At 71.2% G+C, this 23882-nt stretch carries 13 protein-coding genes; 7 read left to right on the forward strand and 6 right to left on the reverse strand.

Annotation, left to right across the window (positions count from 1 at the left end; genetic code table 11):
- Positions 1 to 396: 396 nt before the first annotated feature.
- From QSK22_RS24960 to QSK22_RS24975, 4 genes are all read right to left on the reverse strand, one after another.
- Complete coding sequence (locus tag QSK22_RS24960) at positions 397 to 1851, reverse strand: glycosyltransferase family 87 protein (protein ID WP_285496798.1); 1455 nt, start codon at positions 1849 to 1851, stop codon at positions 397 to 399.
- A gap of 70 nt (positions 1852 to 1921) precedes the next feature.
- The gene (locus tag QSK22_RS24965) at positions 1922 to 4093 is read right to left on the reverse strand and encodes a transglycosylase domain-containing protein (protein WP_285496799.1); all 2172 of its coding nucleotides are present in this window, start codon (positions 4091 to 4093) and stop codon (positions 1922 to 1924) included.
- 741 nt (positions 4094 to 4834) lie between these two features.
- Positions 4835 to 7084, reverse strand: coding sequence for a transglycosylase domain-containing protein (locus tag QSK22_RS24970; protein WP_285496800.1), 2250 nt, complete (start codon positions 7082 to 7084; stop codon positions 4835 to 4837).
- A 711-nt stretch (positions 7085 to 7795) separates the two neighbouring features.
- Positions 7796 to 8179 (reverse strand): DUF5318 family protein, encoded by a 384-nt coding sequence (locus tag QSK22_RS24975; RefSeq protein WP_285496801.1) that lies wholly within the window; start codon positions 8177 to 8179, stop codon positions 7796 to 7798.
- Positions 8180 to 8487: 308 nt separating this feature from the next.
- Here QSK22_RS24975 and QSK22_RS24980 point away from each other — a divergent pair, with 308 nt between their 5' ends.
- The 4 genes from QSK22_RS24980 to QSK22_RS24995 all read left to right on the forward strand — a co-directional run bounded on the left by QSK22_RS24980 (position 8488) and on the right by QSK22_RS24995 (position 13701).
- A complete protein-coding gene (locus QSK22_RS24980; protein WP_285496802.1) occupies positions 8488 to 9105 on the forward strand; it encodes a PadR family transcriptional regulator in 618 nt (205 codons plus the stop codon).
- A gap of 68 nt (positions 9106 to 9173) precedes the next feature.
- Positions 9174 to 10253: an inositol-3-phosphate synthase gene (locus QSK22_RS24985; RefSeq protein WP_285496803.1), complete on the forward strand. Its 1080-nt coding sequence runs from the start codon at positions 9174 to 9176 to the stop codon at positions 10251 to 10253.
- A 311-nt stretch (positions 10254 to 10564) separates the two neighbouring features.
- Positions 10565 to 12346, forward strand: a complete 1782-nt coding sequence (locus QSK22_RS24990) for an ABC transporter substrate-binding protein (RefSeq protein WP_285496804.1) — start codon at positions 10565 to 10567, stop codon at positions 12344 to 12346.
- Positions 12347 to 12414: 68 nt separating this feature from the next.
- The gene (locus QSK22_RS24995) at positions 12415 to 13701 is read left to right on the forward strand and encodes an MFS transporter (RefSeq protein ID WP_285496805.1); all 1287 of its coding nucleotides are present in this window, start codon (positions 12415 to 12417) and stop codon (positions 13699 to 13701) included.
- 370 nt (positions 13702 to 14071) lie between these two features.
- Here the strand turns inward: QSK22_RS24995 and QSK22_RS25000 are convergent, their stop codons facing one another.
- Both QSK22_RS25000 and QSK22_RS25005 read right to left on the reverse strand, forming a co-directional pair.
- Positions 14072 to 15385, reverse strand: coding sequence for an adenosylmethionine--8-amino-7-oxononanoate transaminase (locus QSK22_RS25000; protein ID WP_285496806.1), 1314 nt, complete (start codon positions 15383 to 15385; stop codon positions 14072 to 14074).
- Positions 15382 to 16947 (reverse strand): CCA tRNA nucleotidyltransferase, encoded by a 1566-nt coding sequence (locus QSK22_RS25005; RefSeq protein WP_285496807.1) that lies wholly within the window; start codon positions 16945 to 16947, stop codon positions 15382 to 15384. Before QSK22_RS25005 ends, QSK22_RS25000 begins: the two co-directional genes overlap by 4 nt.
- Positions 16948 to 17293: 346 nt before the next feature.
- Here QSK22_RS25005 and QSK22_RS25010 point away from each other — a divergent pair, with 346 nt between their 5' ends.
- The 3 genes from QSK22_RS25010 (at position 17294) to murJ (ending at position 23153) form a co-directional block, all read left to right on the forward strand.
- The gene (locus QSK22_RS25010) at positions 17294 to 17818 is read left to right on the forward strand and encodes an aminoacyl-tRNA deacylase (protein WP_285496808.1); all 525 of its coding nucleotides are present in this window, start codon (positions 17294 to 17296) and stop codon (positions 17816 to 17818) included.
- A 288-nt stretch (positions 17819 to 18106) separates the two neighbouring features.
- Positions 18107 to 20506: a DUF6049 family protein gene (locus QSK22_RS25015; protein WP_285496809.1), complete on the forward strand. Its 2400-nt coding sequence runs from the start codon at positions 18107 to 18109 to the stop codon at positions 20504 to 20506.
- A gap of 925 nt (positions 20507 to 21431) precedes the next feature.
- Entirely contained in the window at positions 21432 to 23153 is a 1722-nt protein-coding gene (gene murJ, locus QSK22_RS25020) for a murein biosynthesis integral membrane protein MurJ (protein ID WP_285496810.1), read from the forward strand.
- Positions 23154 to 23882 lie beyond the last annotated feature (729 nt).

Here is a 23882-nt window from a genome sequence, read left to right on the forward strand (position 1 = left end):
CACCCCCAGCGGCTACGGCGGCGTAAGCACGCCATTCCAGACGTCAGTCGCCCTGCGGAAAGCTCGACAGGTGCAACCGCACCAGCACCGCGCCAGCTGCCGCCGCACCAACACAGCCCCCACACAGCACACACCAGCGTTCGGACCCCCAGCGGCTACGGCGGCGTGGGCACGCCGTTCCAAACGTGAGTCGGGTTGCGTAGAGCTGGGCGGGTGTGGCCGCGTCGGCATCCGAGCCTGGTGACGCCCTACCAACGCGGCGCCCGGCCGCCGCAAGGTGCACCCGGGGGGCGTCGGCGATGCGGGCATGCCGTCTGGGCGTGGGGCACGGCTGTGTTGTGCGGCTGTTCGGTTGTCTCAGGGCGCGACGGTGACGCGGTTCTTCGAAGGGTGCGGTCAGGTTGTTTTGAGGGGGCGGAGGCTGTTGAGGCGGGGGGACAGGCGGAAGGCGTCGGGGGCCTCGTCGAGGACGCCTCCTGCGGGGTCGTCGTCGCCGTCGGCGCGGACCGGGTCGCCGGAGGGGCGCAGGATGTCGCGGACGACCAGCACGGCGAGCAGCAGAACCGTGACGAAGCGGGCGAGTAGGGCGACGTAGTAGGCGTTGGTGTCGATGCCCTCGGTGGGCAGGTCGAAGCCCAGCAGCGTCGAGAGCGTCGCGGACAGTCCGGCGCCGTCCACGCGGAGGGACACCGACAGCAGGTACCACCAGATGCCGAAGAAGTAGACGAGCTCACCGGCCTGCCACAGCAGGTAGGCGGGGAGGCGGGGGCGGGCCAGCGCCACCAGGGGCAGCAGCCACAGCACGTACTGGGGCGACCACACCTTGTTGGGCAGCATGAACGCGATGAGGACGAGCAGCATCAACTGGGGCAGGCGCGGACGGCGGGGTGCGGCCAGCGCCAGCACGCCGATGGCCAGGGCGAGCAGCGCGAACGTTGCGCTGCCCACCAGGTTGAGCTGGTCGCGTTCGGCCACGCCCTCCAGGCCGTGGTCCTGGAGGATGAAGAAGATGGAGCCCCAGTCGATGCCCCGGGTGCGGCTGAAGGAGTAGAAGGTCAGCCAGCCGTCCCAGGCGAACAGCATCACCGGCAGGTTCACCGCCAGCCAACTCGCGGCGGTGCCGACCAGCAGGCGTCCCAAGGCCCGCCACCGGCCGGCACGCACGCACAGTAGGACGAAGGGCCACAGGAACAGCACCGGGTAGAACTTCGCGGCGATCGCAAGGCCGAGCAGCACGCCCGCGAGCGCCGGAGCGCGACGCGACCACGCCGCCACCGCCAGCGCCGTCAGGCCGACGGCCAGCAGGTCCCAGTTGATGTAGGCGGTGAGCAGCAGCGACGGGGACAGCGCCACCATCAGGCCCGCGCGCAGCGAGCGCTGCCCCGCGGCGTAGGCGGTGGCCAGCACGGTGACGACCGCCAGCGCCGCCAGCAGCACGACGGTGACGTTGTAGAACGCCATGCCGCGCCCGTCGGCGCCGAACGGCTGGACCAGCCAGTTCACCACCTGCATGAACGCGCCGCTCAGCACCGGGTACTCGACGTAGTGGAAGGTGTCGCCGGCGAACGAGTCGAAGTAGGGGATCTTGTTTTCGTTCAGGCCGCGCACGAAGTACAGCGGGTAGATGTCGGTGTAGCAGGCGCGCGTCGTCGTCCTGACGAAGTCGAACCCGGCGGTCGCGCACGGCTGCTTCTGCAGCCAGCCCAGCAGGCACACCAGGCTCGTCACGCCGGTCAGCACGGGCACCAGGCCGCGCAGGCGGCCGCCCGCGCCGGACGGGGCGGGCGCGGCGGGGTTCTCCGCGCTCACCTCGCGGTCGGCGTACCCATCCGCGGAAGAAGACGGCGACATGGTCGCACACTATGGCACGCGGGCCCGGCCCCTCGCGAAGTACGTGAAAAGGGCCGGGCTCACGTGGCCGTCAGTCGTTCGACCCGAAGTTCGGTTCGGTCGACTCGCACCGGGGGTGGTAGGGGTGCGCGTTGCACCACCACCGCGGCGGCGGGTCGGACGGGGGGATGTTCGGGTTGCAGCCGACCGGCATGCCGAACCGGTTGCACGGGACCTGCCCGTTCGGCGGCGTGGCCGTGTCGCTCGGCGAGGGGGACGGCGACAGCGGCGTGCAGTTTCCGTCCGGGCCCTCCTCCTGCCCGGGCGGGCAGGTCTGCGAGGGAGAGGGGGTCGGCGTCGGGCTGGGGCTGGGCGGGGGCGGCGTGTCCCACGCCTTGGCGGCGGTGTCGCTGTAGGTGGGCTGCGGGAAGGTCTCCGGCTGCAGGTGCTCCCCGGCGATGACCTTCTCCATGAAGTTCTTCCAGATCTTCGCCGGGACGGTGCCGCCGTAGATGCTGTTGCCTTGGAACCCGGGGATGCCGGTGATGGGCTTCTGGCCGTTCTTGTTGAACATCGTCACGGCCGTGGACAGCTGCGGGATGTAGCCCACGAACCACGCCGCGGCGTTCTTGTCGGTGGTGCCGGTCTTGCCGGCGACCTGGCGGCCGTCGCTGAGCTGCGCATTGGTGGCGGTGCCGCTGGTGACGACCTTGCGCATCGCGTAGGTGGCCTGGGCGGCCTGGTCCTGGGTGAGGATCCGCTCGCCCTTGTCCTTGCCCCACGGCAGCGGAATCGTCCGGTACGTGCCGTCCTCGGTCTTCACCTGCACTTTCCTGATCAGGTGGGGGGTGACGGACGTGCCGCCGTTGGCGAACGCCGCGTACCCGGCCGCCTGGTACACCGCCGGGATGTTGGCGATGCCCAGGGACAGGCCGCCGACGTTGCGGTGCGGGTCGATGTAGCGCTTGGGGATGCCGAACTCCTCGGCGGTCTCGGCCACCCGGTCGAGGCCGAGCTTGAGGCCGAGCTTGACGTAGGCGGTGTTGACCGACTTCTCGGTGGCGGTGACCAGGTCGATCACGCCCATCGGCGGGTCGCCCTCGTCGTTGTTGACGGTGTAGCAGCTGGACGAGACGGGGTGGCTCTCGCCGCTGCCGTCGAAGCACTGCGGCGAGTGGCCGTCGATGGTCGACTTGATGCTCTGCCCGCTCTTGAGGGCGGTGGCCAGCACGTACGGCTTGAACGACGAGCCGACCTGGGCGCCGGGGGTGAAGACGGTGTCGACCTGGCTGCGTTTGGGGTCGCCGCCGTAGAACGCCTTGATCTCGCCGTTCTCCGGGTCGACGGCGATCAGCCCGGTGCCGATGTTCTTCGGCCAGTTCTTCACGCCGGCCTCGGCCATCGCCTGCCGGGCGTAGGACATCCAGCGGGGGTCGAGGCTGGTGGTGATGCGCAGACCGGCGTTCTCCACGTCGTCCGGCAGGCCCTTGATCTGCCGGAGCTCGTCCATCACGCGTTCCTTGATGAACCCGGTCTGGTTGGTCTGCTTGGTGTCGGTCCACTCGCGTTCGGTGAGCGGGAACTTCTGCCGCTGCCGGTCGGCCTTCGACAGCTTGCCCATCTCGACCATGCCGTCCAGGACGTAGTTCCAGCGGGCGCGCAGTGCCCGGTTGGCCTCGTCGTTGCCCTGGGTCTTGAAGTAGGTGGGCCGCTGGATCATCGCGGCCAGCAGGGCGCCCTCGGCGACGGTCAGCTTGCTGACGTCCTTGTGGAAGTAGGCCCGGGCCGCGGCCTGGATGCCGTTGGCCTGGCGGCCGAAGTAGACCGTGTTGAGGTACATCTCCAGGATCTTGTCCTTGGAGAGCTTCTCACCGATCTTAAGTGAAACGAAGATCTCTTTGATCTTGCGGCTGAGGGTGCGGTCCTGGCTGAGACCCTTGTAATAGTTTCGGGCCAGCTGCTGGGTGATCGTGGAGCCACCCTGGGTGTCGCCGCCGATCGCGGTCTTGAACACGGCGCGGGTCAGGCCCTTGGGGGACACGCCGAGGCTCTCCTGGTAGAAGCCGCGGTCCTCGGCGGCGAGCACGGCGTTGCGGACGTGCTCGGGCACCTTGTCCAGCGGGACCGATTCGCGGTGCGCGCCGAGCCGGACGATCGGGGTCTTGCCGTCGGCGTAGAGGATGGCCGAGCCCTCGTCGGTCACGCCGTCCTGCGGCTTGGTGGGCATCGGCGTCATCGTGTAGCCGACCGCGAACAGCGTCACCCCGGCGAGGAAGACGAGCGCCGTGAGCCCGGCGAGGATCTTCCAGGACGGGACGTAGCGCCGCCACCCGGTCTTGGGGGGCTTGCCGGGGCGGGCGTGCCTGCGTCCTCCGCCGCCGGGGCCCGGTCCGCCCGGACCTCCGGGGCCGCCCGGCCCGCCGGGTTGCCACGGCGGCCCCCCGCCGGGTATCGGAGCGGCCGCGGCCCTGTGCCCCGGGTGCGGGGCGCCGCGCCGTCTTCGCCCCGGTGTTCCGCGCGCCGAGACTCTTCCGCCCGGTCTTCCCCCCGATCCCGAGGCGGGACCCAGGTCCGGCGCACCGCCGCCCGACGCCCCCGCCCCGCCGGGCGGGTAGGAGCCCGACCGCCGTGCCGGGCCCTCTCCGTATTCCGGTCCGTACTGGCTTCGGTAGCTCACGCGACCTCATCAGGTAGTTGCTCTGCCGCCGTCGTCAGCGAATGTACCTTCGGGCGCCGCGCCGACGACCAGCCGCCGACGGCCGCACGGCGGGAGGACCTGTGCGCCCGCGGCCGTTCGGGGTCTGCCATTGTGCGCGGTTCACTCCTGCTCGGTGTCGAGGGCCCTGCGTCGTCCGAGGGTACTGCGCACGTCGGTACGCGCGCGGCGTCATGACGGGGCGGCAGCCGCAGGGGCGCGCGGACGAGCGGAACGTCGCCCCGGCACGGCGAACGGCCCCGGCCCGGGGGTCGCCCGGGGCGGGGCCGTTCGCGGTGGGTCATGGCGCTATGGCCTTGATCTTGTGTAGGTCAGCGGTGTCGACTGCTGCTGCGGCTTCGGATCGGTCGGATCGTTCGAGTCGTCGTCATCGTCGTCGCCGCCATCCTGGCACTCCGGACGGTTCGGGAAGTACTTGCAGATCTGGTCGGTGCCCTGCGTCGGCGTCGACGTGGGGGTGCAGTTGTTGCCGTTGCCGTTACCGTTGCCCGGGCACGGCGTCGGGGTCGTCGGAGTCGTCTGCTGGGCGCACTTCGCGTTGTTCTGGTTGCGCGGGTCGCTGCAGTCGGGCTCCTCCGTCTCGCGGTCCTCGGGCGTCGCGCTCGCCGTCGGCGTGGGCGTCGTCTTGCCGAACGACTGCTGGCTGCCGCCGAACGCCGGCGGCGCGAACTGCTCGGGCGTGGTGCCCTGCGCGACCGCCGCGGTGTAGGCGTGCCAGATTCGTGCGGGGACGGCACCACCGGAGATTTCGCCCAGGCCGGGGATGTACAACGTCTTCTTCTTGTCGTTGAACATCGTCACGGCCGTGGACAGCTTCGGGTTCGCGGTGAAGCCGATGAACCAGGTCGCCACGTTCTTCTCCGTGGTACCGGTCTTGCCGGCCACCGGCCGGTCGGACAGCGCCGCGGCCGTCGCGGTACCGCCCGGCTTGACGACCTGCTGCATCGCGTAGGTGACGTCGCGGGTGACGGTCTCGCTGAACACGCCCGTGCGCTTCTTCCAGCTCAGCTCCTTGTACTTGCCCGCGTTGTCCTTGGTGCGGACCTCCCGGACGACGTGCGGCTGGTAGTACGTGCCGCCGTTGGCGAACACCGCGTACCCGGCCGCCTGCTCGATGGGCCGGATGTCGTTGATGCCCAGCGCCAGACCGGCCTGGTTCTTGTACGGCTCGACCAGGTCGGACGAGATGCCCACGCTCTCGGCCGTCTCGGCCACGTTCGGCACGCCGACCTTCAGCGCCAGCTGCACGAACCCGGTGTTGCTCGACTCCTGGATGGCCTTGACCAGGTCGATCGCGGCCGGACCGGAGTGGCTGTTGCGGATCGGGGCGAGCGCGCCGGGCGTGCCGGCGGCCACGACCTGGCCGCTGCCGTTGAACGACACGCCGGAGCGGTTCTCCACCGTGGTCCGCAGGCTCCAGCCGTTCTTCAGCGCGGTGGCCAGCACGTACGGCTTCATCGCCGAGCCCGCCTGGGCCGAGCCCGCCCACACGTTGTCGAACGACTGCTTGAGGTAGTCGGGTCCGCCGTAGATGGCCTCGACCTCGCCGTTGGTGGTGTTGACCGAGGTCAGGCCCAGCCGCACATGCTGCTTGAGCAGCTTCTCGGGGTCGACGCCGGGGACCGACTTCTCCACGGCCTGCTTGGCCGCGATCATCTTCTTGCGGTCGAAGGTGGTGATGACGCGCAGGCCGTTGCGGATGACCTCGTCCTCGGTGATCCCCTGGTCGCGCTGCAGCTCGCGCAGCGCCCGCTTGATCATGTAGCCGTTCTGGCCGCCGAAGGTGGCGGTGCCGCCGATCTCCTTGGTCTCCGGCAGGCGCTGGCTGTACTTGGCGTAGTCGGCGTCGCTCAGCTTGCCCATTTTGCGCATGCCGTCGAGCACGTAGAGGTAGCGCGCCTGGGTCTCCTTGACGGCCTCGGGGTCGTCGCTGCGCGGGTCGAACCGGCCCGGCTGCTGGATGATGGCGGCCAGCAGCGCCCCCTCGTCCGGCGTCAGCTTGCTGACGTCCTTGCCGAAGTAGCTCTTGGCCGCCGCCTGGATCCCGTAGGAGTTGCGGCCGAAGTAGATGGTGTTCAGGTACAGCTCAAGGATCTTGTCCTTGCTGCCCAGCTTGTCCTCCAGTTTCAAGGAGATGAACATCTCCTTGAACTTTCGGCTCATCGTCTGCTCGGGCGTCAGGTAGTAGTTCTTGGCGAGCTGCTGGGTGATGGTCGAACCGCCCTGCGTCTCACCGCCGGTGAGGTTGTTCCACACCGCCCGGGTGATGCCCTTTATCGAGAATCCGCTGTCGGTGTAGAAGGTGCGGTTCTCCGCCGCGATCGCCGCGTAGCGGACGTGCTCCGGGATCTGGTCGAAGGTGACCGGCACCCGGTTCGTACCCAACCGGCCGATCTCGGTCTTGCCGTCCCGGTAGTAGAAGATCGCCGCGGTCTTGGTGGCCTCCTCGTTGCCCTGGTCGGGCACCGGCGTCTTGGCGTACGCGATGCCGATCAGCGCGGCGAGGCTGAGGAAACTGAACAGGCCGCCGCCCACCACCAGCTTCCACGAGGGCAGGAACCGGCGCCAGCCGTAGGGGCGGGAGCGCAGATGGTCGTACCACCTGCGTTCGCGGTCCTCCGGGTCGCGGGGACCGCGCCCGCGTCCGCCGGGCCCGCCGGGGCCGCCGCCGTGCCTGCCCGGCCCTCCCGGGCCTCGCCCCCCCGGACCGCCCGGACCGCCGGGGCCGCGTCCACCCGGTCCTCCGCGTCCGCCCGGACCTCCGCGTCCACCCGGACCGCCGGGGCGGCCCGGACCGCCGGGCGCGCCGGGCATGCCGCTGGCGGCGCGGCGCGGTCCGCCGCCACCGGCTCCCGGGGGCATCCGGCCCGCGCTGTGGCGTCCCGGAGCGCCCTGCGGCCTACCCATGCCGCCGCCCGGTCCGCCTGGTACGCCTCGCCCGCCGGGACCACGACCCGGCTGCGGCGGGCGGCCCGGCATGCCGGAGCCGGCGTTGCCGCCGTTCGGCATGCCCTGCCTGCTGGGCATCCCGGGCCGGCCGGAGCGGGGACCGTTCTGCCCGCCCGGCCACTGCGACCCGGGTCCTGGTCGGGGCTGGCTTGGAATACTCACGCGACCTCATCAACGGGGGGTACGGATGGTGCGTCGTCCGAAGATTACTGTGCACGCTGATGAGCGGGAGACGGCTGTGCACGATCCGCTCGTCCGGCCCTGCGCCGGCGCGCCGGGCGGAACGCGTGACCCGGAGAGCTATCCCCGCTGGCCGCGGGGCTCGTCTCCGTGCCCGAGGACGTATGACACCGTTAGATGGTTCCAGGCGCAACCCTGGCATACCTCGACAACGAAGACCCGGAATTCGCCATATTCCCGGGCCATCTCCGCCAGTTCGGACGTCGCCTTGACGCGGCCCGCATACCGTCCGAGTTCGTCCCCGTACACATAGGTGACATGGGTGAGGCGCTCGCGCCGGCAGACCGGGCAGCGCTTGTCGGTGGGCTCGCCGTGGTACTTGGCCGCGCGCAGCAGGTAGGGATGCGCGTCGCAGGCGTCGTCCCGGGCCAGCCGGCCGGACCGCAGCTCGGCCAGCGCCGCCCGCTTCGCCAGGCCGTAGTCGACGACCAGGCGCGGCCTCATCGGCGGTTCCTCCGCCCCGACATGCCAGCAGCGTATGTCGCCCCGGCACGCCAGGAAAGATCGCAAACCGGTACGGAAGGTAACGAAACCCCCTCCTGCCAGGAGGTGGACGTACGGATTTCCAGGGTTGGGCCACTTGCCAGGATGCGTGGGAGCTACGTATCTTTGCGATGTATCGAATCGATACATTGACTCGATACATCCCGCGGTCCGGACGGCACCGGCCGACGGCCGACCGACCGGGGCCGCGGCGCCTCTCGGGACCTCCCCGAGAGGCGGGAACATCGACCGGCGACCCGGGGGGCGCGATGGCAGGCAAGAGGGGCTCCGGCGTGCTGGAGCTCGCCGTGCTCGGCCTGCTCAACGAGTCCCCCATGCACGGCTACGAGCTGCGCAAGCGGCTCAACGCCCTGCTCGGCATGTTCCGCGCGTTCTCCTACGGCTCGCTCTACCCGTGCCTCAAGCAACTGCTGGCCAACGGGCTGATCGTCGAGGACCGGCCGGAGGAGCCGAACGTGGCGATCGCCCTGCAGAGCCGCCGGTCGAAGATCGTCTACAGGCTCACCGCCGAGGGCAAGGAGCGACTGCAGCACCTGCTCACCGAGACCGGGCCGGCGACATGGGAGGACGAGGGCTTCGGCGTGCGCTTCGCCTTCTTCTCCCATACCCGCGCCGACGTCCGGCTTCGGATCCTCGAAGGCCGGCGCAGCCGGCTGGAGGAACGGCTGGAGAGACTGCGCGCCGCGCTGGCGCGGACCCGGGAACGGGTCGACCACTACACGCTTGAGCTGCAAAACCACGGGCTCGAGTCGGTCGAACGCGAGGTCCGGTGGCTCAACGAGCTCATCGGACGCGAGCGGGCGGCACAGGAGAACGCGAGCACTTCGGATAGAAACCAGGACGCGCCCCGGCGCGACGGCCGCTGACACCGCGGCCGCTGCACCGGGGACGGGTGTGACGACCCCGCGTCCCGTAGCAGAGAAGGAGCAACCGGATGGGTTCGGTGCGCGTGGCCATCGTCGGAGTGGGCAACTGCGCCGCTTCGCTCGTCCAGGGCGTCGAGTACTACAAGGACGCTGACCCGGACACGAAGGTGCCAGGTCTCATGCACGTCCGGTTCGGCGACTACCACGTCCGCGACGTGGAGTTCGTCGCGGCCTTCGACGTGGACGCCAAGAAGGTCGGCATGGACCTGTCCGACGCCATCACCGCCAGCGAGAACAACACGATCAAGATCTGCGACGTGCCGCCGACCGGTGTCGTGGTGCAGCGCGGCCACACCTACGACGGGCTGGGCGAGTACTACCGCGACATGATCGAGGAGTCCAGCCAGGAGCCGGTGGACGTCGTCAAGGTGCTCAAGGACACCAAGGCCGACGTGCTGGTGTCCTACCTGCCGGTCGGCTCGGAGGAGGCCGACCGCTTCTACGCCCAGTGCGCCCTGGACGCGGGCGTGGCGTTCGTCAACGCCCTGCCGGTGTTCATCGCCTCCGACCCCGAGTGGGCGGAGAAGTTCACCAAGGCGGGCGTCCCGATCGTCGGCGACGACATCAAGTCGCAGATCGGCGCGACCATCACCCACCGGGTGATGGCCAAGCTGTTCGAGGACCGCGGAGTCGAGCTGCAGCGCACCTACCAGCTCAACTTCGGCGGCAACATGGACTTCATGAACATGCTGGAGCGCAGCCGGCTCCAGTCCAAGAAGATCTCCAAGACGCAGTCGGTGACCTCCCAGGTGCCGCGCGAGATGGCCAAGAGCGACGTGCACATCGGCCCGTCCGACCACGTGCCGTGGCTGGACGACCGCAAGTGGGCGTACGTGCGGCTGGAGGGCAAGGCGTTCGGCGACGTCCCGCTGAACCTGGAGTACAAGCTGGAGGTCTGGGACTCCCCCAACTCCGCCGGCGTCATCATCGACGCGATCCGCGCCGCCAAGATCGCCAAGGACCGCGGCATCGGCGGCCCGATCCTGTCGGCCAGCTCCTACTTCATGAAGTCCCCGCCCGTGCAGTACGACGACAACCGCGCGCGCGAGGCCGTGGAGGAGTTCATCCGCGGCGAGGTCGAGCGCTGACCCTCGCACGCTGAGACGCCGAACGGCCGCCCGGACCGTAGGGCGGCCGTTCGGCTTTTCCGGCTCGAGAAAAGGAGAAGCGGACACGACACGCCCGCCCGGCGCGCGCCGGACCGCCGTTGCGCCCGCGGTCGGGGAAGATGGTCCACCGGCGGAGCGGTCAGGGCTTGAGCACGGCGGTTTTTCGCCGTCTTCAAGCATGTCTTTACATGACGAAAATGCCGATGTAGCGGACGTTGTCACGCTCTGGTCCTACTGTTGCACCGTCAGTGATTGTGCGTACCGTTCCAGTGGCCGACTGGAGGACTTGGATGGCACGCGAGCTGGGAAAAGTGACGGCGGGACTGGCCGGGCTGGCCATGGGCCTGACGGCGTGCGGCGCAAGCGGATCGGGCCGCGTCGCGGACGGCCCGCCGCGCGACGGCGGCACGCTGCGCGTCGTCGGCTCGTCCGACGTGTCGCACCTCGACACCGCCGCCGCCAACGGTGTCGGCGCGTACGGGCTGAACCGCACCTACGCGCGGACGCTGCTCGGCACCAAGGCGTCCAACGACTTCAGCGAGACCCTGCCCGTCCGGGCGGACATGGCGGTGCAGGTGCCCACCCGCGAGAACGGCGGCATCAGCGAGGACGGCCGCACCTACACGCTCAGGCTGCGCGAGGGCGTGCTGTGGAACACCCGGCCGCCGCGCCCGGTCACCGCCGAGGACTTCGTCCGGGGCTTCAAGCGGCTGTGCAACCCCGCGGCCCCGGCGCCGGGGCGGGGCTACTACACCTCCACCATCCGCGGCATGGACGAGTTCTGCCGGGGCTTCGCCCGCGTCAGGGCCGACGACGCCGGAGCCATCGCCGCGTACCAGAACTCGCACGACATCGCCGGGATCCAGGCCAGGGACGCGCACACGCTGGTGTTCACGCTGCGCGAGCCGGCCAGCGACTTCCTCAACCTGCTGGCGCTGCCGTACACCGCCGCGGCCCCCAGGGAGTACGACGCGTACGTCCCCGACAGCCCCGAGTTCCGGCAGCACACCATCTCCGACGGCCCGTACCAGATCACCTCCTACCGGCCGGGCATGTCGTACCTGCTGACCCGCAACCCGGTGTGGCGGCGCGAGACCGATCCGCTGCGCGAACGCCACGTCGAGAAGATCCAGATCACGCTCGGGCAGGACTCCCCCGCCACCGTCCAGCAGCAGCTGGAGCAGGGCACCGCCGACCTGGCCTGGGACCAGCCGGTCCCCACCGCCGCGATCCCCCGGCTGCGGGCGCGGCGGGACGAGCGGTTCGCCATCCACCGCGCGCCCAGCAGCAGCCCGTACCTGGTGTTCAACACCCGCAGCCCGAACAACCGCGGCGCGCTCGGCCGCCGCGAGGTGCGGCAGGCCCTGCAGTACGCCATCGACCGCACCGCACTCGTCAAGATCGTGGGCGGGCCGGAGGCGGCCGAGCCGCTGCACACGGTGATCCCGCCGGGCTCCTCCGGGTACGCCGCCGCCAACCGGTATCCGACGCCGGGCGATGCGGGCGACCCGGCGCGCTGCCGCCGGCTGCTGGCGGCGGCGGGGTATCCGGACGGCCTGGCGCTGAAGTTCCCGTACCGCACCAACAGCGTGCACAAGCTGATCGCCGAGTCGATCCGGCAGAACCTGGCGGCGTGCGGGGTGCGGGCCGAGCTGATCCCCGACACCGGCGGCGACTTCTACGGCAAGACGATCTCCACGCCGGAGCGGACGGAGGCCGGCCAATGGGACCTCGCCGCCCCCGGCTGGACGCCCGACTGGTACGGCAACAACGGCCGCACCGTCGTGCAGCCCCTGTTCGACGGGCGCGTCTACGGCCCGAACTCCACCAACTACGGCGGCTACCACAACCCGCGGGTCAACGCCCTGATCGACGCCGCGCTGACCGCCCCCGACGCCGCCCGCGCCGCCGGGTACTGGCAGCGCGCCGACGACCTGATCATGCGGGACGCGGCGATCGTCCCGCTGCTGAACCGCGCCCACACCATCTACCGCTCCGCCCGCGTCCGCGGCGCGGCCTTCCTGCCGACGGCGGCGGGCTACGACTACACCCGCCTCTGGCTGGCCGACTGACCGCCCCGCCCGCGGGCCCGCAGGACGCGCTGCCATAAGGTGGACGATCTACCGCGTAGAGTGATCGGGTGAGGGCCAGCGAGCTGCGAGCGATCCTGCGCGGACGGGACTTTTGCCGCCTGTACGGCACCCGGCTCGCGTCGCAGCTCACCGACGGCGTCTTCCAGGTCGCGCTCGCCGGATACGTGTTCTTCTCGCCCGAGCGGCAGACGACGGCGGGCAAGGCCGCGGCTGCGTTCGCGGTGACGCTGCTGCCGTACTCGGCGCTCGGGCCGTTCGCCGGGGTGCTGATCGACCGGTGGCGGCGGCGGCGCATCCTGATCTGGACGCCGGTCGTCCGGGCGCTGCTCACGGTGCTCGTCGCGGCGCTGGTGGCGGCCGGGCAGGACGGCGCGGTGTTCTTCGTGACGGTGCTGGTCGTGCTGGGCGTCAACCGGTTCTTCCTGGCGGCGCTGTCGGCCGCGCTGCCGCACGTCGTACGGCGCGAGCACCTGGTGACGGCCAACGCGTTCGCCGTGACGTCCGGCACCGTGATCGCGTTCGCCGGCGCGGGCCTGGGCTATCTGATGCGGCGGATGTTCGGCCCGCACGACGATGGAACGGCGCTGATCCTGCTGGGCGCGGCGGCGCTGTGGGTGGCGGCGGCGCTGGTCGCCACATCGCTGCCGCGGCGGCTGCTCGGCCCGCACCTGGAACGGGCCGCCCCGCACACCCGCGAGGCCCTCGGCAACGTGCTGCACGGCCTCGTCGACGGGGCCCGGCACATGCTCGGCAACGGCCCGGCGGCGCTGTCGCTGGCGGCGATCTCCGTGCACCGCTTCCTGTACGGGATCGTGCTGATCATGACGTTGCTGCTGTGCCGCTACCACTTCACCACCGACCCGGACGCGGGCATGGCCGCGTTCGCGCTCATGCTGGGCGTGTCGGGCGCCGGGTACTTCGCCGCCGCGCTGGTCACGCCGCCGGTGGTGCGGCGCGTCGGCAAGGCCGCGTGGACCGTCTGGCTGCTGGCGGGGGGCGGCGTGGTGCTGCTGGTCCTCGGCCTGCCGTTCGCCCAGGGGCCGTGGGTGGTGGGCGCGTTCCTGCTGGGGGTGGTGTCGCAGGGTGTGAAGCTGTGCGTGGACACGACCCTGCAGGAGTCGATCGAGGACGCCTACCGCGGCCGGGTGTTCGCCGTCTACGACATGCTGTTCAACGCCACGTTCGCCGCGGCCGCGGCCGTCGCCGCCACCTGGCTCCCCGCGGACGGCGTGTCCTACGCGACCCTCGTCGCCGTCGTGGCCGCCTACCTGCTGGCCGCGGTCGCCTTCCGCACCTGCGCGGCCCGCCTCTCCCGCGTCCCCACCACCACCTGACCCCGCCAGGGCAGCACACCCTGCGCCCAACAGAATCCGCCCGCCTCGAACGGCACGGGCCTGCGCTCAGGCAGCACGTCCCGAACCCAAGCAGCACAGCCTGGCCTGCCCCCAAGCACCTCGGCCTGCCCCCAAGCACCTCGGCCTGCCCCCAAGCACCTCGGCCCGCGCCCAAACGGCGCACGCCGCCCCTCAAAGCGGCACGACCTGCCCCTGAGCGGTACGACCTGCCCCTGAGCGGTACGACCTGCCCCCAAGCGGCACGGCCCGCATCCAGCGACACGACCTGTGCTCAAGTGGCACAGCCCGTCGCCCCAAGCAGTTCCGCCCGTGCCCAAGCGAATTCGCTCTGCGCCCAAGTGGTCGGGGGTCAGAGGGATTCAGCGATGGCGTACATGGCGTCGGCGATGCGCTCGGTCTCCTCGGCCGTGCACACGTACGGCGGCATGGTGTAGACGAGGCGGCCGAACGGGCGCAGCCACACCCCGTGGTCCATGGCGATCTTCTGGACGGCGGGGACGTCCACGGGTTCGCGCGCCTCGATGACGCCGATCGCGCCGAGCACCCGCACGTCCCGCACCCCGGGCAGGTCCTCAGCGCCGTCCAGGCACGCGGTCAGCACGGCCTCGATGGTGTCGACCTCGTCCCGCCAGTCGCGCGACAGCAGCAGGTCGATGGACGCCGACGCCACCGCCGCCGCCAGCGGGTTGGCCATGAAGGTGGGGCCGTGCATGAGGACGCCCGCCTCGCCCGTGGTGATGCCGTGCGCCACCCGGTCGCTGCACAGCGTCGCGGCCATCGTCATGTACCCGCCGGTGAGGGCCTTGCCGACGCACATGATGTCCGGGGCGATCTCGGCGTGGTTGCAGCCCCACATCTCGCCGGTGCGGCCGAACCCGGTGGCGATCTCGTCCAGGATCAGCAGCAGGTCGTGCTCGTCGGCCAGCTCGCGCAGCGCCCGCAGGTACTCGGGGGCGTAGAAGCGCATGCCGCCCGCGCCCTGCACGATCGGCTCGACGATGATCCCGGCCAGCTCGCCTTCGTGCGCGGCGGCCAGTGCGGCCAGCTCGTCCAGGTACGCCTGATCGGGTTCGGCGAGGTAGCCGAGCGGGGGCGGCGGCGCGAACACGTGCCGGGCCAGCACGTCGGTGAACAGCTGGTGCATGCCGTTGACGGGATCGCACACGGCCATGTCGCCGAAGGTGTCGCCGTGGTAGCCGCCGCGGACGGTCAGCAGCCGGTGCCGTCCGGGCCGCCCCTGCGACCGCCAGTACTGCAGTGCCATCTTGATGGCGACCTCGACCGCCACCGAACCGGAGTCGGCGAAGAACACCTTGGTCAGCGGCTCGGGCGTCAGCTCGACGAGCCGTTCGGCCAGCCGCACCGCCCCGGGGTGGGTCAGCCCGCCGAACATCACGTGCGCCATCCGGCCCAGCTGCCCGGTGACGGCGGCGTTGAGCTCGGGGTGGTTGTAGCCGTGGATGGCCGACCACCACGACGACATCCCGTCGATCAGTTCGGTGCCGTCGGCGAGGGTGAGCCGCACCCCGGATGCGGACACCACGATCTCGGGCGGCACGGCGGCGGGCATCGGCGCGTACGGGTGCCAGATGTGGTCGCGGTCGAAGGCCTGCAGCCGTTCGATCTCCGCGGGGCTCATCCGCCCCAGCCTGACCTCGATCACGCGCGTCCGCCCTCGGCCGTGCGGGTCTCGGCGTCGTCCCGGCCGGCGGACGCGGCGTCCCCGCCCGCCGCCCGGCCGTCGGAGCTCTCACCGGCGGGGACGGGCAGGCCCTCGGCCTCGGCCCAGCGGAGCAGCTCCTGCGTGGCGGCCTCCTTGCCGATCACACCGCGGTCCAGCCGCAGGTCGAGCAGGAACTTGTACGCCTTGCCGACCAGCGGGCCCGGCGAGATGCCCAGGACGCGCTGGATCTCGTTGCCGTCCAGCTCCGGGCGCAGCTTGGCGAGCTCCTCCTCCGCCGCGAGCCGCTCGATGCGGGCCTCCAGGTCGTCGTAGGTGCGGCGGAGGCGTTCGGCCTTGCGGCGGTTGCGGGTGGTGCAGTCGGCCCGGGTGAGCTTGTGCAGCCGCGGCAGCAGGTGCCCGGCGTCGCGCACGTACCGGCGGACGGCCGAATCGGTCCACTCGCCCGTCCCGTACCCGTGGAAGCGCAGGTGCAGTTCGACCAGGCGGGACACGTCGGCGACGACGTCCTTGGGGTAGCGCAGCTCGGTCAGCCGCTTGCGGGCCATCTTGGCGCCGACGACCTCGTGGTGGTGGAACGACACCCGGCCGCCCGGCTCGAACCGGCGCGTCTTGGGCTTGCCGATGTCATGCAGCAGCGCCGCCAGCCGCAGCACCAGGTCGGGCCCGTCCTCCTCCTGGGCGATCGCCTGCTCCAGGACGATCAGCGAGTGCTCGTAGACGTCCTTGTGCCGGTGGTGCTCGTCGATCTCCAGGCGCAGCTTGGGCAGTTCCGGCAGGACGTGGGCGGCCAGGCCGGTGTCGACCAGCAGCGCCAGCCCCTGCCGTGGGTGCGCGCCGCACAGCAGCTTGGACAGCTCGTCGCGGACGCGTTCCGCCGACACGATCTCGATGCGTCCGGCCATGTCGGTCATGGCCCGCACCACCTCGGGCGCGACGGTGAAGCCGAGCTGGGCGGCGAAGCGGGCGGCGCGCAGCATCCGCAGCGGGTCGTCGCTGAAGGAGTCCTCCGGGCGGCCGGGCGTGCGCAGCACCTTGCGCTCCAGGTCGGCCAGGCCGCCGAACGGGTCGACGAACTCGTGCCCGGGCAGCCGGGCCGCCATCGCGTTGACGGCGAAGTCGCGGCGGCGCAGGTCCTCCAGCAGCGAGGTGCCGTAGGAGACCTGCGGCTTGCGGGACCTGGGGTCGTAGGACTCGCTGCGGTAGGTGGTGATCTCCAGCTGGTGGTCGCCCTTGCGCAGGCCGACGGTGCCGAACTCGATGCCGATCGTCCAGACGTGGTCGGCCCAGCCGCGGATGATCTCCAGGACGCGCTGCGGCGGGGCGTCGGTGGTGAAGTCCAGGTCCTTGCCGACGCGGCGCAGCAGGGCGTCCCGCACCGGACCGCCGACCAGCGCCAGCTCGTGTCCGGCGGCCCGGAAGCGCTCGCCCAGTTCGTCGGCGAGCGGCGCGACCCGGCGCAGCAGCTCGGTGATGGCCGCCCGTTGCCGCGGGGACGGCTGTGTCGGCTGCTGCTGGGTCACATTCTGGTCGGGCACGGCCATCGAGCGTATTTCCTTGGTTGAGGACTGACAAAAGAATTTGTTCGGCGCCCGGGAGGCGACTCGGGAAAACTTCCTGCGGAATGCGCGAGGAACTCTTCCCGTCGCGCGGTCCCCGGGTTACGTTCTGGGCACCCCGGGGGACGCCCGCGCACACCACCGCAGCCTCCCGTACGACCAAAGGTAGCGGGGCACGCCGGGGCGCGGCCCACCGCAGGGGTCGGCCGCTCAGAGGATTATCCCGGCTCGTCCGGGTACGAGGTGAATCTCCCGGTGTGGGGGTGTACGGGGGCGCAGATGAAGCGGAGCGCGGGGCCGGCGGCGGGGTCCCCGCAGGACGGAGCAGGACATGAAGGACGCTCTCACCATCCATCGCGCGCTGCTCGAACGGGAGACGACGCACCAGATCGTGCGGCTGCCCGTAGCGATCACACACGCCGATGAGCTGCCGAGGGCGCTCGGCCTGCCGGCGCGGCGGTGCCTGGTGACGCGCGTCTACACGTGCGACGACGTCCGCCCCGAACGCCGTTTTCTCACCGGGGTGGTCGTGGCGGCGGGAGACCTGCCGCCCGCCGAGGCCGTACGCCGCGCGGTCGGCGCCCGCCTGATCCGCCCGGCCCGGCCGGACCTGGTGAACGCGGTCACCGAGTACGCCGCCGGCCTGGTGTGCCCGCTCCTCCTGCCGGAGGGGATGCCGCTGCTGGTCGACCAGTCCGTGGTGAACGCCAATCCGCTCGACGAGGTCGTCTACGCCGCCACCGGCGAGCCGTCGACGGCGCTCGCCATCCGCTGCCTGGATCTGTACGCGATCAGCGGCGCCAAGCCCGTCGCGTTCCCGTCCGTGCAGACCGGCGCCGCGCCTACCTCCGTCTGACCGTCCGCAACGGCCTCCGCGTCCCGCGTCCCGTCCGGCACCCGGAGGAGTCAGGAACGATCGAGGTTCACACGCGCGTTGCTGGGAAGTAGGCGCAATAGCTCCGTTGATCACCTCCGCAACTAGGGGCGTCATGTGCGGGTTTGCAAGGGAATCGGGCGAAGAGACGGGAGGAAGGTCTGACGGCAGCCGTCACGCGGCTACCATCAAGCGCGTGATGCGGGACGATGACGCCCGCTGTCTTCAGGCGAGGCCTCCTGCTGCAGGCGGCCATCGGGTGGACATGGCGTGAGAACGGTCAAACGCGCGGCCTGGCTGGCCGTACTGGTGTCCTGCGTTTCTGCGGTCACGGCGCCCGCGCTGGCGGCCGCGCCCAAGGCACCGAGGACGGCGCACAGTTCCCCGAACCGGCCGCAGAACCCGGTGACGGCCCAGGGCGCGGCACAGACACAAGGGGCGTCGCAGGCGCAGGCCGCGTCGCAGGCGCAAACTACGTTGCAGACGCAGACCGCGTTGCAGACGCAGACCGCGTCGCAACAGGCCGGCAAGCAGCAGTCGCAGGTCACGCTCGCGCTGTCCAAGGTGACCCCGTCGGCCATCACCGCGTCCGGCAAGAACTCCAGGTTCACGCTGACCGGCACCGTCCGGAACAACTCCGGGCACACGCTCGCCGGGCTGTCCGTCCGGCTGCGTTACAGCTCCCACCGCATCACCAGCAGGGGCGAACTCGCCCAGTACGCGTCCGCCTCGCCGTCCAGGCTGCCGGGCGCCACCACGCCGCGCCCGCTGCCCCAGGCCGCCGCGGCGAACGGCACCCAGACGTGGAAGCTCAGCGGCAACGCGGCCGCGGTCGGCATGCGGCAGTTCGGCGTCTACCCGGTCGGCGTCGAGGTCATCAACTCCTCCCAGCAGGTCCTCGCCGGCTTCACCACGTTCCTCACCTTCGCCGGCAACGCCGGCGGCACCCAGCCGCTGTCGGTCGCCTGGGTGTGGCCGCTCATCGACAGCCAGCACCGCGCCAACGACAGCACCTTCATCGACAACCGGCTCGCCACCGACCTCACCCGCGGCCGGCTCAGCACCCTCGTCGACGCGGCCGCCGCGACCACCACGCCCATCACCTGGGCGATCGACCCGGCGCTGCTGGACGACGTCCAGGCGATGAGCCAGACCTACCTCGTCAAGCGGCCCGGCGCCTCCGGCAAGGGCACCCGCACGCCCGCCAACCCGGCCGCCCGGCAGTGGATCGACAAGCTGAAGAGGGCGTCCAAGGACGACCCGTACTTCGTCCTCCCCTACGCCGACCCCGACGCCGTCGCGCTCGTCCGGTACGGCGACTCCATGGCCCGGCACCTCGACATCGCCTACAAGAACACCGCCGTGGCCGCCGAGGTCCTCGGCCGTGCGCCGACGGTGAAGGTCGCCTGGCCGCCGTCCGGCATGGCCGGCCCGGACACGCTGAACGCGCTGTCCCGCTACGGGCAGATCGGCACAGACGGGGCGTTCCTGCTGAGCAACTCGGCGTTCCAGGAGAACGCGCAGGGCTACACCCGCAGCGCCACCACCGCGGTGCAGACCAAGCAGGGCATGCGCCGCGTGCTCACCTACGACGACACGATCAACGACATCGTCAGCTCGGGCACCCGGTCCCCCGGGGCGGCGGCCCTCGCCGAACAGCGCTTCCTCGCCGAGACCGCCATGATCACGGCGGAGGCGCCGAACCTCCGGCGCACCCTGGTCGTCGTCCCCGACCGGCACTGGAACCCCTCCCCCGAGTTCGCCCAGAGGATCCTCGCCCAGACCAAGTCGGCGCCGTGGCTGAAGGCGGTCGATCTTCAGACGGCCATCAAGGCCAAGCCGCAGGCGCGGGTCTTCACCGGTTACCCCGACGCCTACGAGGTTTACGAGCTCGGCCCCACCTACCTGGAGCAGGTACGCAAGATCGCGCGGGACGTCGCCCTGTTCTCCCAGGTGACGGCCGAACCCGTGCGGATCGACTACACCAGGGCCGTGCTGCGCCTGGAGTCGGCCGCCTGGCGCGGGCACGGCATACGCGCCCGGGCGGCACGCGAGGAGCTCGCCCGCGAACTCGGCGCGGACAAGGCCGGAGTGAAGATCATTCCGTCCCAGAACGCCCTGGCGGGCAGTTCGGGCCGGATCCTGGTCAGCGTCGCCAACAACCTGCGCGACCAGAACATCAAGGTCCGCCTGGAGGTGACCAGCGAGAACAGCGCCAAGCTGCAGATCGGCCGGTTCCCCGCCGAGGACCTGGTGCTCGAACTCGGCCCCGGCGAGAAGGTCAGCCGCAAGATCCCCGTGCAGGCGGCCGGCAACGGCAACTTCCGGGTCCGGCTGCGCCTGATCACGGCCGAGGGCAGGGTGTTCGGCACGGAAGAGATCACGGTGCGCACCACGGGATACGGGCGGCTGGCCCTGCTCATCACCGGCAGCTCGCTTGCCGTACTCTTCGTGGGCGTCGGAGTGCGGGCCATGCGAGCAAGGCGCCGCCGGAAAGCGGAGGCAGGCGGTGACGGGTCGACAGGAGCGGAACCAGCACCCATCGGGGCCATGGCCCCGGCATCCGGGGTCCCCGGAACACCCGGCGCCCCCGAAGCCGGAGCAGGCTCCGCCTCCCCCGCCCGAGACGGCCACCCAGGCAACCCCCCCACCTTCACCGGCAACCCCTGACCGGCCCGTTCCCGGCGGGGGTCACGGCCCCGCCCAAGGGCAGCCTCCCTTCGGCTGGGGCCGGCATCCCGTACCCGGGCAACACACCCCCGGCCCCCACCCGACCTCCGGGGGCCGGCACGGGGCCGGATTCGAGGGCGCCCAGCGTTCGCCCGCCCCCGGGCAGAACGCCGCCCCCGGGCAGAACGCCGCCCCCGGGCAGAACGCCGCCCCCGGGCAGAACGAGCAGCCCCGGCCACTGTCCCCTCAGCCGCCCGCAGGCTCCACGCCGTGGGGCACCCCGCCTCCGGCGACCGCGGGCCCTAAACCTGGACGAACCACACCTCCCATGGGCTATCCCCCGTCACCACCACCCAACCCGGGCCCTTACCGGCCCGCCCCGTCGGCACAAGGCTCCTCGGCACCTGGCGGACAGTTCCCGCCCGAGCCCCCGTCGCCGCCGCAGCCGCAGCAGCCGGGCCCCGGGGCGCCAGGTATGCCCGGAGCCGCGCCCGGCCCGTCGGCCCCACCCGCGGCCGCGCACGGTGCCGGTGGCGCGTCCCGTCCTCCGGCGGCACCGGGGCCGTACCTGTCCGGCTCGTCTCCGTCCGGGCAGGGGGCCCTGGGGCCGCAGGGGCCTCGCCCTGGCGGCTTCGCCAACGGTGGGGCGGGGTCCCCGAACTGGGGGGCGCCCCCCGAAACCGCGCCGGCGGCACAGGGAAGGTGGGCGCCAGAGGGCTCGGCCCCCGGATGGCCGCAGCCCATGAACGCCGGCTCCGGCGAACCAAACCCCGCGGATTTCAGTCCCACAGGTATGACCCCGGCAGGACAGAACCGCCCAAGCCCGGGGTGGGGCGGGCAGCAGCACGCCCCCGGCCCGGGGGCGTACCAACCCCCGTACCCTGCTGCGGCCGGCGGCGCTCCCCAGCCGCACGGCCCCGGGCCGGTGCCTCCGGACCCGGCGGGTCCCACGTCCACCGACCCCGGCCAGGCCGCCCCGACCGCCGAGGCGGTCGCCGAGGAGGAGCAGCCGTCCGGCAAGGGCGGCGGCCTGCTGAAGTCCAGCGCGATCATGGCGCTGGGGACGCTGGCGTCCCGGATCACCGGCTTCCTGCGCACCGCCGTGATCGTCGCCGCGCTCGGCACCGGCGTGCTCGCCAACGCCTACAACACCGCCAACACCATTCCCAACCAGGTCTACGACCTGCTGCTCGGCGGCATCCTGACCAGCGTCATCGTCCCGCTGCTGGTGCGCGCCAAAGAACGCGACCGCGCCTACGGCGAGCAGTACGAGCAGCGCATGTTCACCCTCGCGGTGATCGGCCTAGCCGTCCTGACCGTGGTGTCGGTGCTGATGGCGCCGCTGTTCATCGACATCCTCGCCGGCAGCTACACCGGCGACCAGCGGCGGGTGGCCGTGCTGTTCACCCAGTTCTTCCTGCCGCAGATCTTCTTCTACGGGGTCGGCGCGTTCGCCGGGGCGATCCTCAACACCCGCGGCAGCTTCGGCGCTCCCATGTGGGCGCCGGTGCTCAACAACATCGTGGTGATCGCGGTCGGCGGCGCGTTCCTGATGCTGTCCTCCGGCCGGGTCGACCCGTCCAACATCTCCGACACCCAGTTCATGCTGCTGGCGATCGGCACCACCGGCGGGATCGTCCTGCAGACGGTCGCGCTGTGGCCGTCGCTGCGCAAGGTCGGCTTCCGGTGGCGGCCCCGCCTGGACTTCAAGCGCGGCGAGATCGGCCAGGTCGGGCGGATGGCCGGGTGGACGCTGATGTACGTCGTCGCCACGCAGGTCGCGCTGGCCGTGGTGACCGCCCTGGCCAACCGGGCCGGCGACCGCGGCGTGGCCGAGGGGCTCGGCGAAGGGTACGGCTACACCCCGTACTTCAACGCCTACCAGCTCTTCCAGCTCCCGTACGCGATCGTCGGCGTCTCGGTGATCACGGCGCTGCTGCCCCGCATGAGCCGGTTCGCCGCCGAGGGCAAGCACGCCGACGTCCGCGCCGCCTTCGCCGGCGGCCTGCGGCTCTCCTCGGTGATCATCCTGCCCGCGGCGGCGCTGATGCTGGTGCTCGGCCCGGAGATCACCACCGTGCTGTTCGCGCACGGCAACACCTCCGACTCCGACGCGCTGGTCATCGCGCGCGTCATGCAGATGTTCGCGATCGCGCTGGTGCCGTTCTCGGTGTACCAGCTGATGATGCGGGTCTTCTACGCGATGCAGGACACCCGCACCCCCGCGTTCATCAGCGTGGCCGTCGTGACCACCAACATCGGCATGGCGCTGACCATGTACAACGTGCTGCCCACCGACAAGATCGTCATGGGCATCGCGGGCGGCTACGCGCTCGCCCAGGTCATCGGCACGCTGATCAGCTGGATGATCCTTCGGCGCCGGCTGGGCGGCATGGACGGGCGCCGCATCGCCGGCGCCTACCTCAAGCTCATCGTCGCCCTGTGGCCGCTGATCGGCTTCGCCTACGCCGCGCACGCCATCACCGAGGCCGCCCTCGGCACCGGCCTGACCCCCGGCCTGATCGCCCTGGTCGTCGGCAGCGCGGGCGGGGGCCTGCTCTACCTCGTCTTCGCCCGGCTGCTGCGCGTCGACGAGGTCCAGACGATGACCGGAATGCTCACCAGCCGCCTCCCCGGCCGCCGCTGACCCACCCCCGGCCGCCGCCGCCCAGGCCGGCGGCGGCCGGGCCTCACGTCCATCGCCCTCTGCCTCGGCGCCCGCTCACGTGCGGGCCCACGCTGCTGGCCGAACTGCCGGCGACACCCGAAACGATGCGGCAGATCGAGCCCACCAACACATGGAGCGGATGGTGCGGCGTACGGCGGGGCTGGATGACGTCGGTGGGGGCGCCCCGCCAAGGTTGGATGCGGGGCGGGCATGCGTCCTCCCGCCCATCGAGCGGCGTCACGTCGGTGGCTCGGCCCTGGTCACCGGGACGCGGGGAGGGCGTGTCGCTTCGTCCGGCGGCTCGTCAGCGGGAGAAGGGCGGGGGCCTGCTCAGGGCTCAGGGGCGCCGCGGCCGAGCGGCACCGAATTTCGGACGGTAGAGATAGGTATCTACGGACAGACCCCACACCGGGGAGGTCGGAACGGCGAAGGGACGGCGGGTGCGTGACGTTGCCTAGAGCTGGGGCGACACAGGTCCGTCACCGGGTGACATATGTCGGTCGGTGGTGACCTACAGACCAGGAATAGATCACGGGTATAGCGTGGCAAAGTACACGGCACGCACGCCGATAACGCCGTCGCTGATCTGTGTAACCACTACCATGATGGGGACTACGGCTTGCGGGGCGACACCCTGGGGAACGCAAAGAGGAGGGTCGGAGGCGTAAGCTGCCACGCCACGAACATGGATTCTGACCACCTGCGCAG

The sequence above is a fragment of the Actinomadura sp. NBRC 104425 genome (assembly GCF_030269545.1).
In the GTDB taxonomy this organism is placed as follows: Bacteria; Actinomycetota; Actinomycetes; order Streptosporangiales; family Streptosporangiaceae; genus Spirillospora; species Spirillospora keratinilytica.

Excerpts from the sequence above, each read along its gene's own strand:
- QSK22_RS24960 (WP_285496798.1), bottom strand. The coding sequence starts at position 1,851 with ATGTCGCCGTCTTCTTCCGCGGATGGGTACGCCGACCGCGAGGTGAGC.
- QSK22_RS24975 (WP_285496801.1), bottom strand. The coding sequence starts at position 8,179 with ATGAGGCCGCGCCTGGTCGTCGACTACGGCCTGGCGAAGCGGGCGGCG.
- QSK22_RS24980 (WP_285496802.1), top strand. The coding sequence starts at position 8,488 with ATGGCAGGCAAGAGGGGCTCCGGCGTGCTGGAGCTCGCCGTGCTCGGC.
- QSK22_RS24985 (WP_285496803.1), top strand. The coding sequence starts at position 9,174 with ATGGGTTCGGTGCGCGTGGCCATCGTCGGAGTGGGCAACTGCGCCGCT.
- QSK22_RS24990 (WP_285496804.1), top strand. The coding sequence starts at position 10,565 with ATGGCACGCGAGCTGGGAAAAGTGACGGCGGGACTGGCCGGGCTGGCC.
- QSK22_RS25005 (WP_285496807.1), bottom strand. The coding sequence starts at position 16,947 with ATGGCCGTGCCCGACCAGAATGTGACCCAGCAGCAGCCGACACAGCCG.
- QSK22_RS25010 (WP_285496808.1), top strand. The coding sequence starts at position 17,294 with ATGAAGGACGCTCTCACCATCCATCGCGCGCTGCTCGAACGGGAGACG.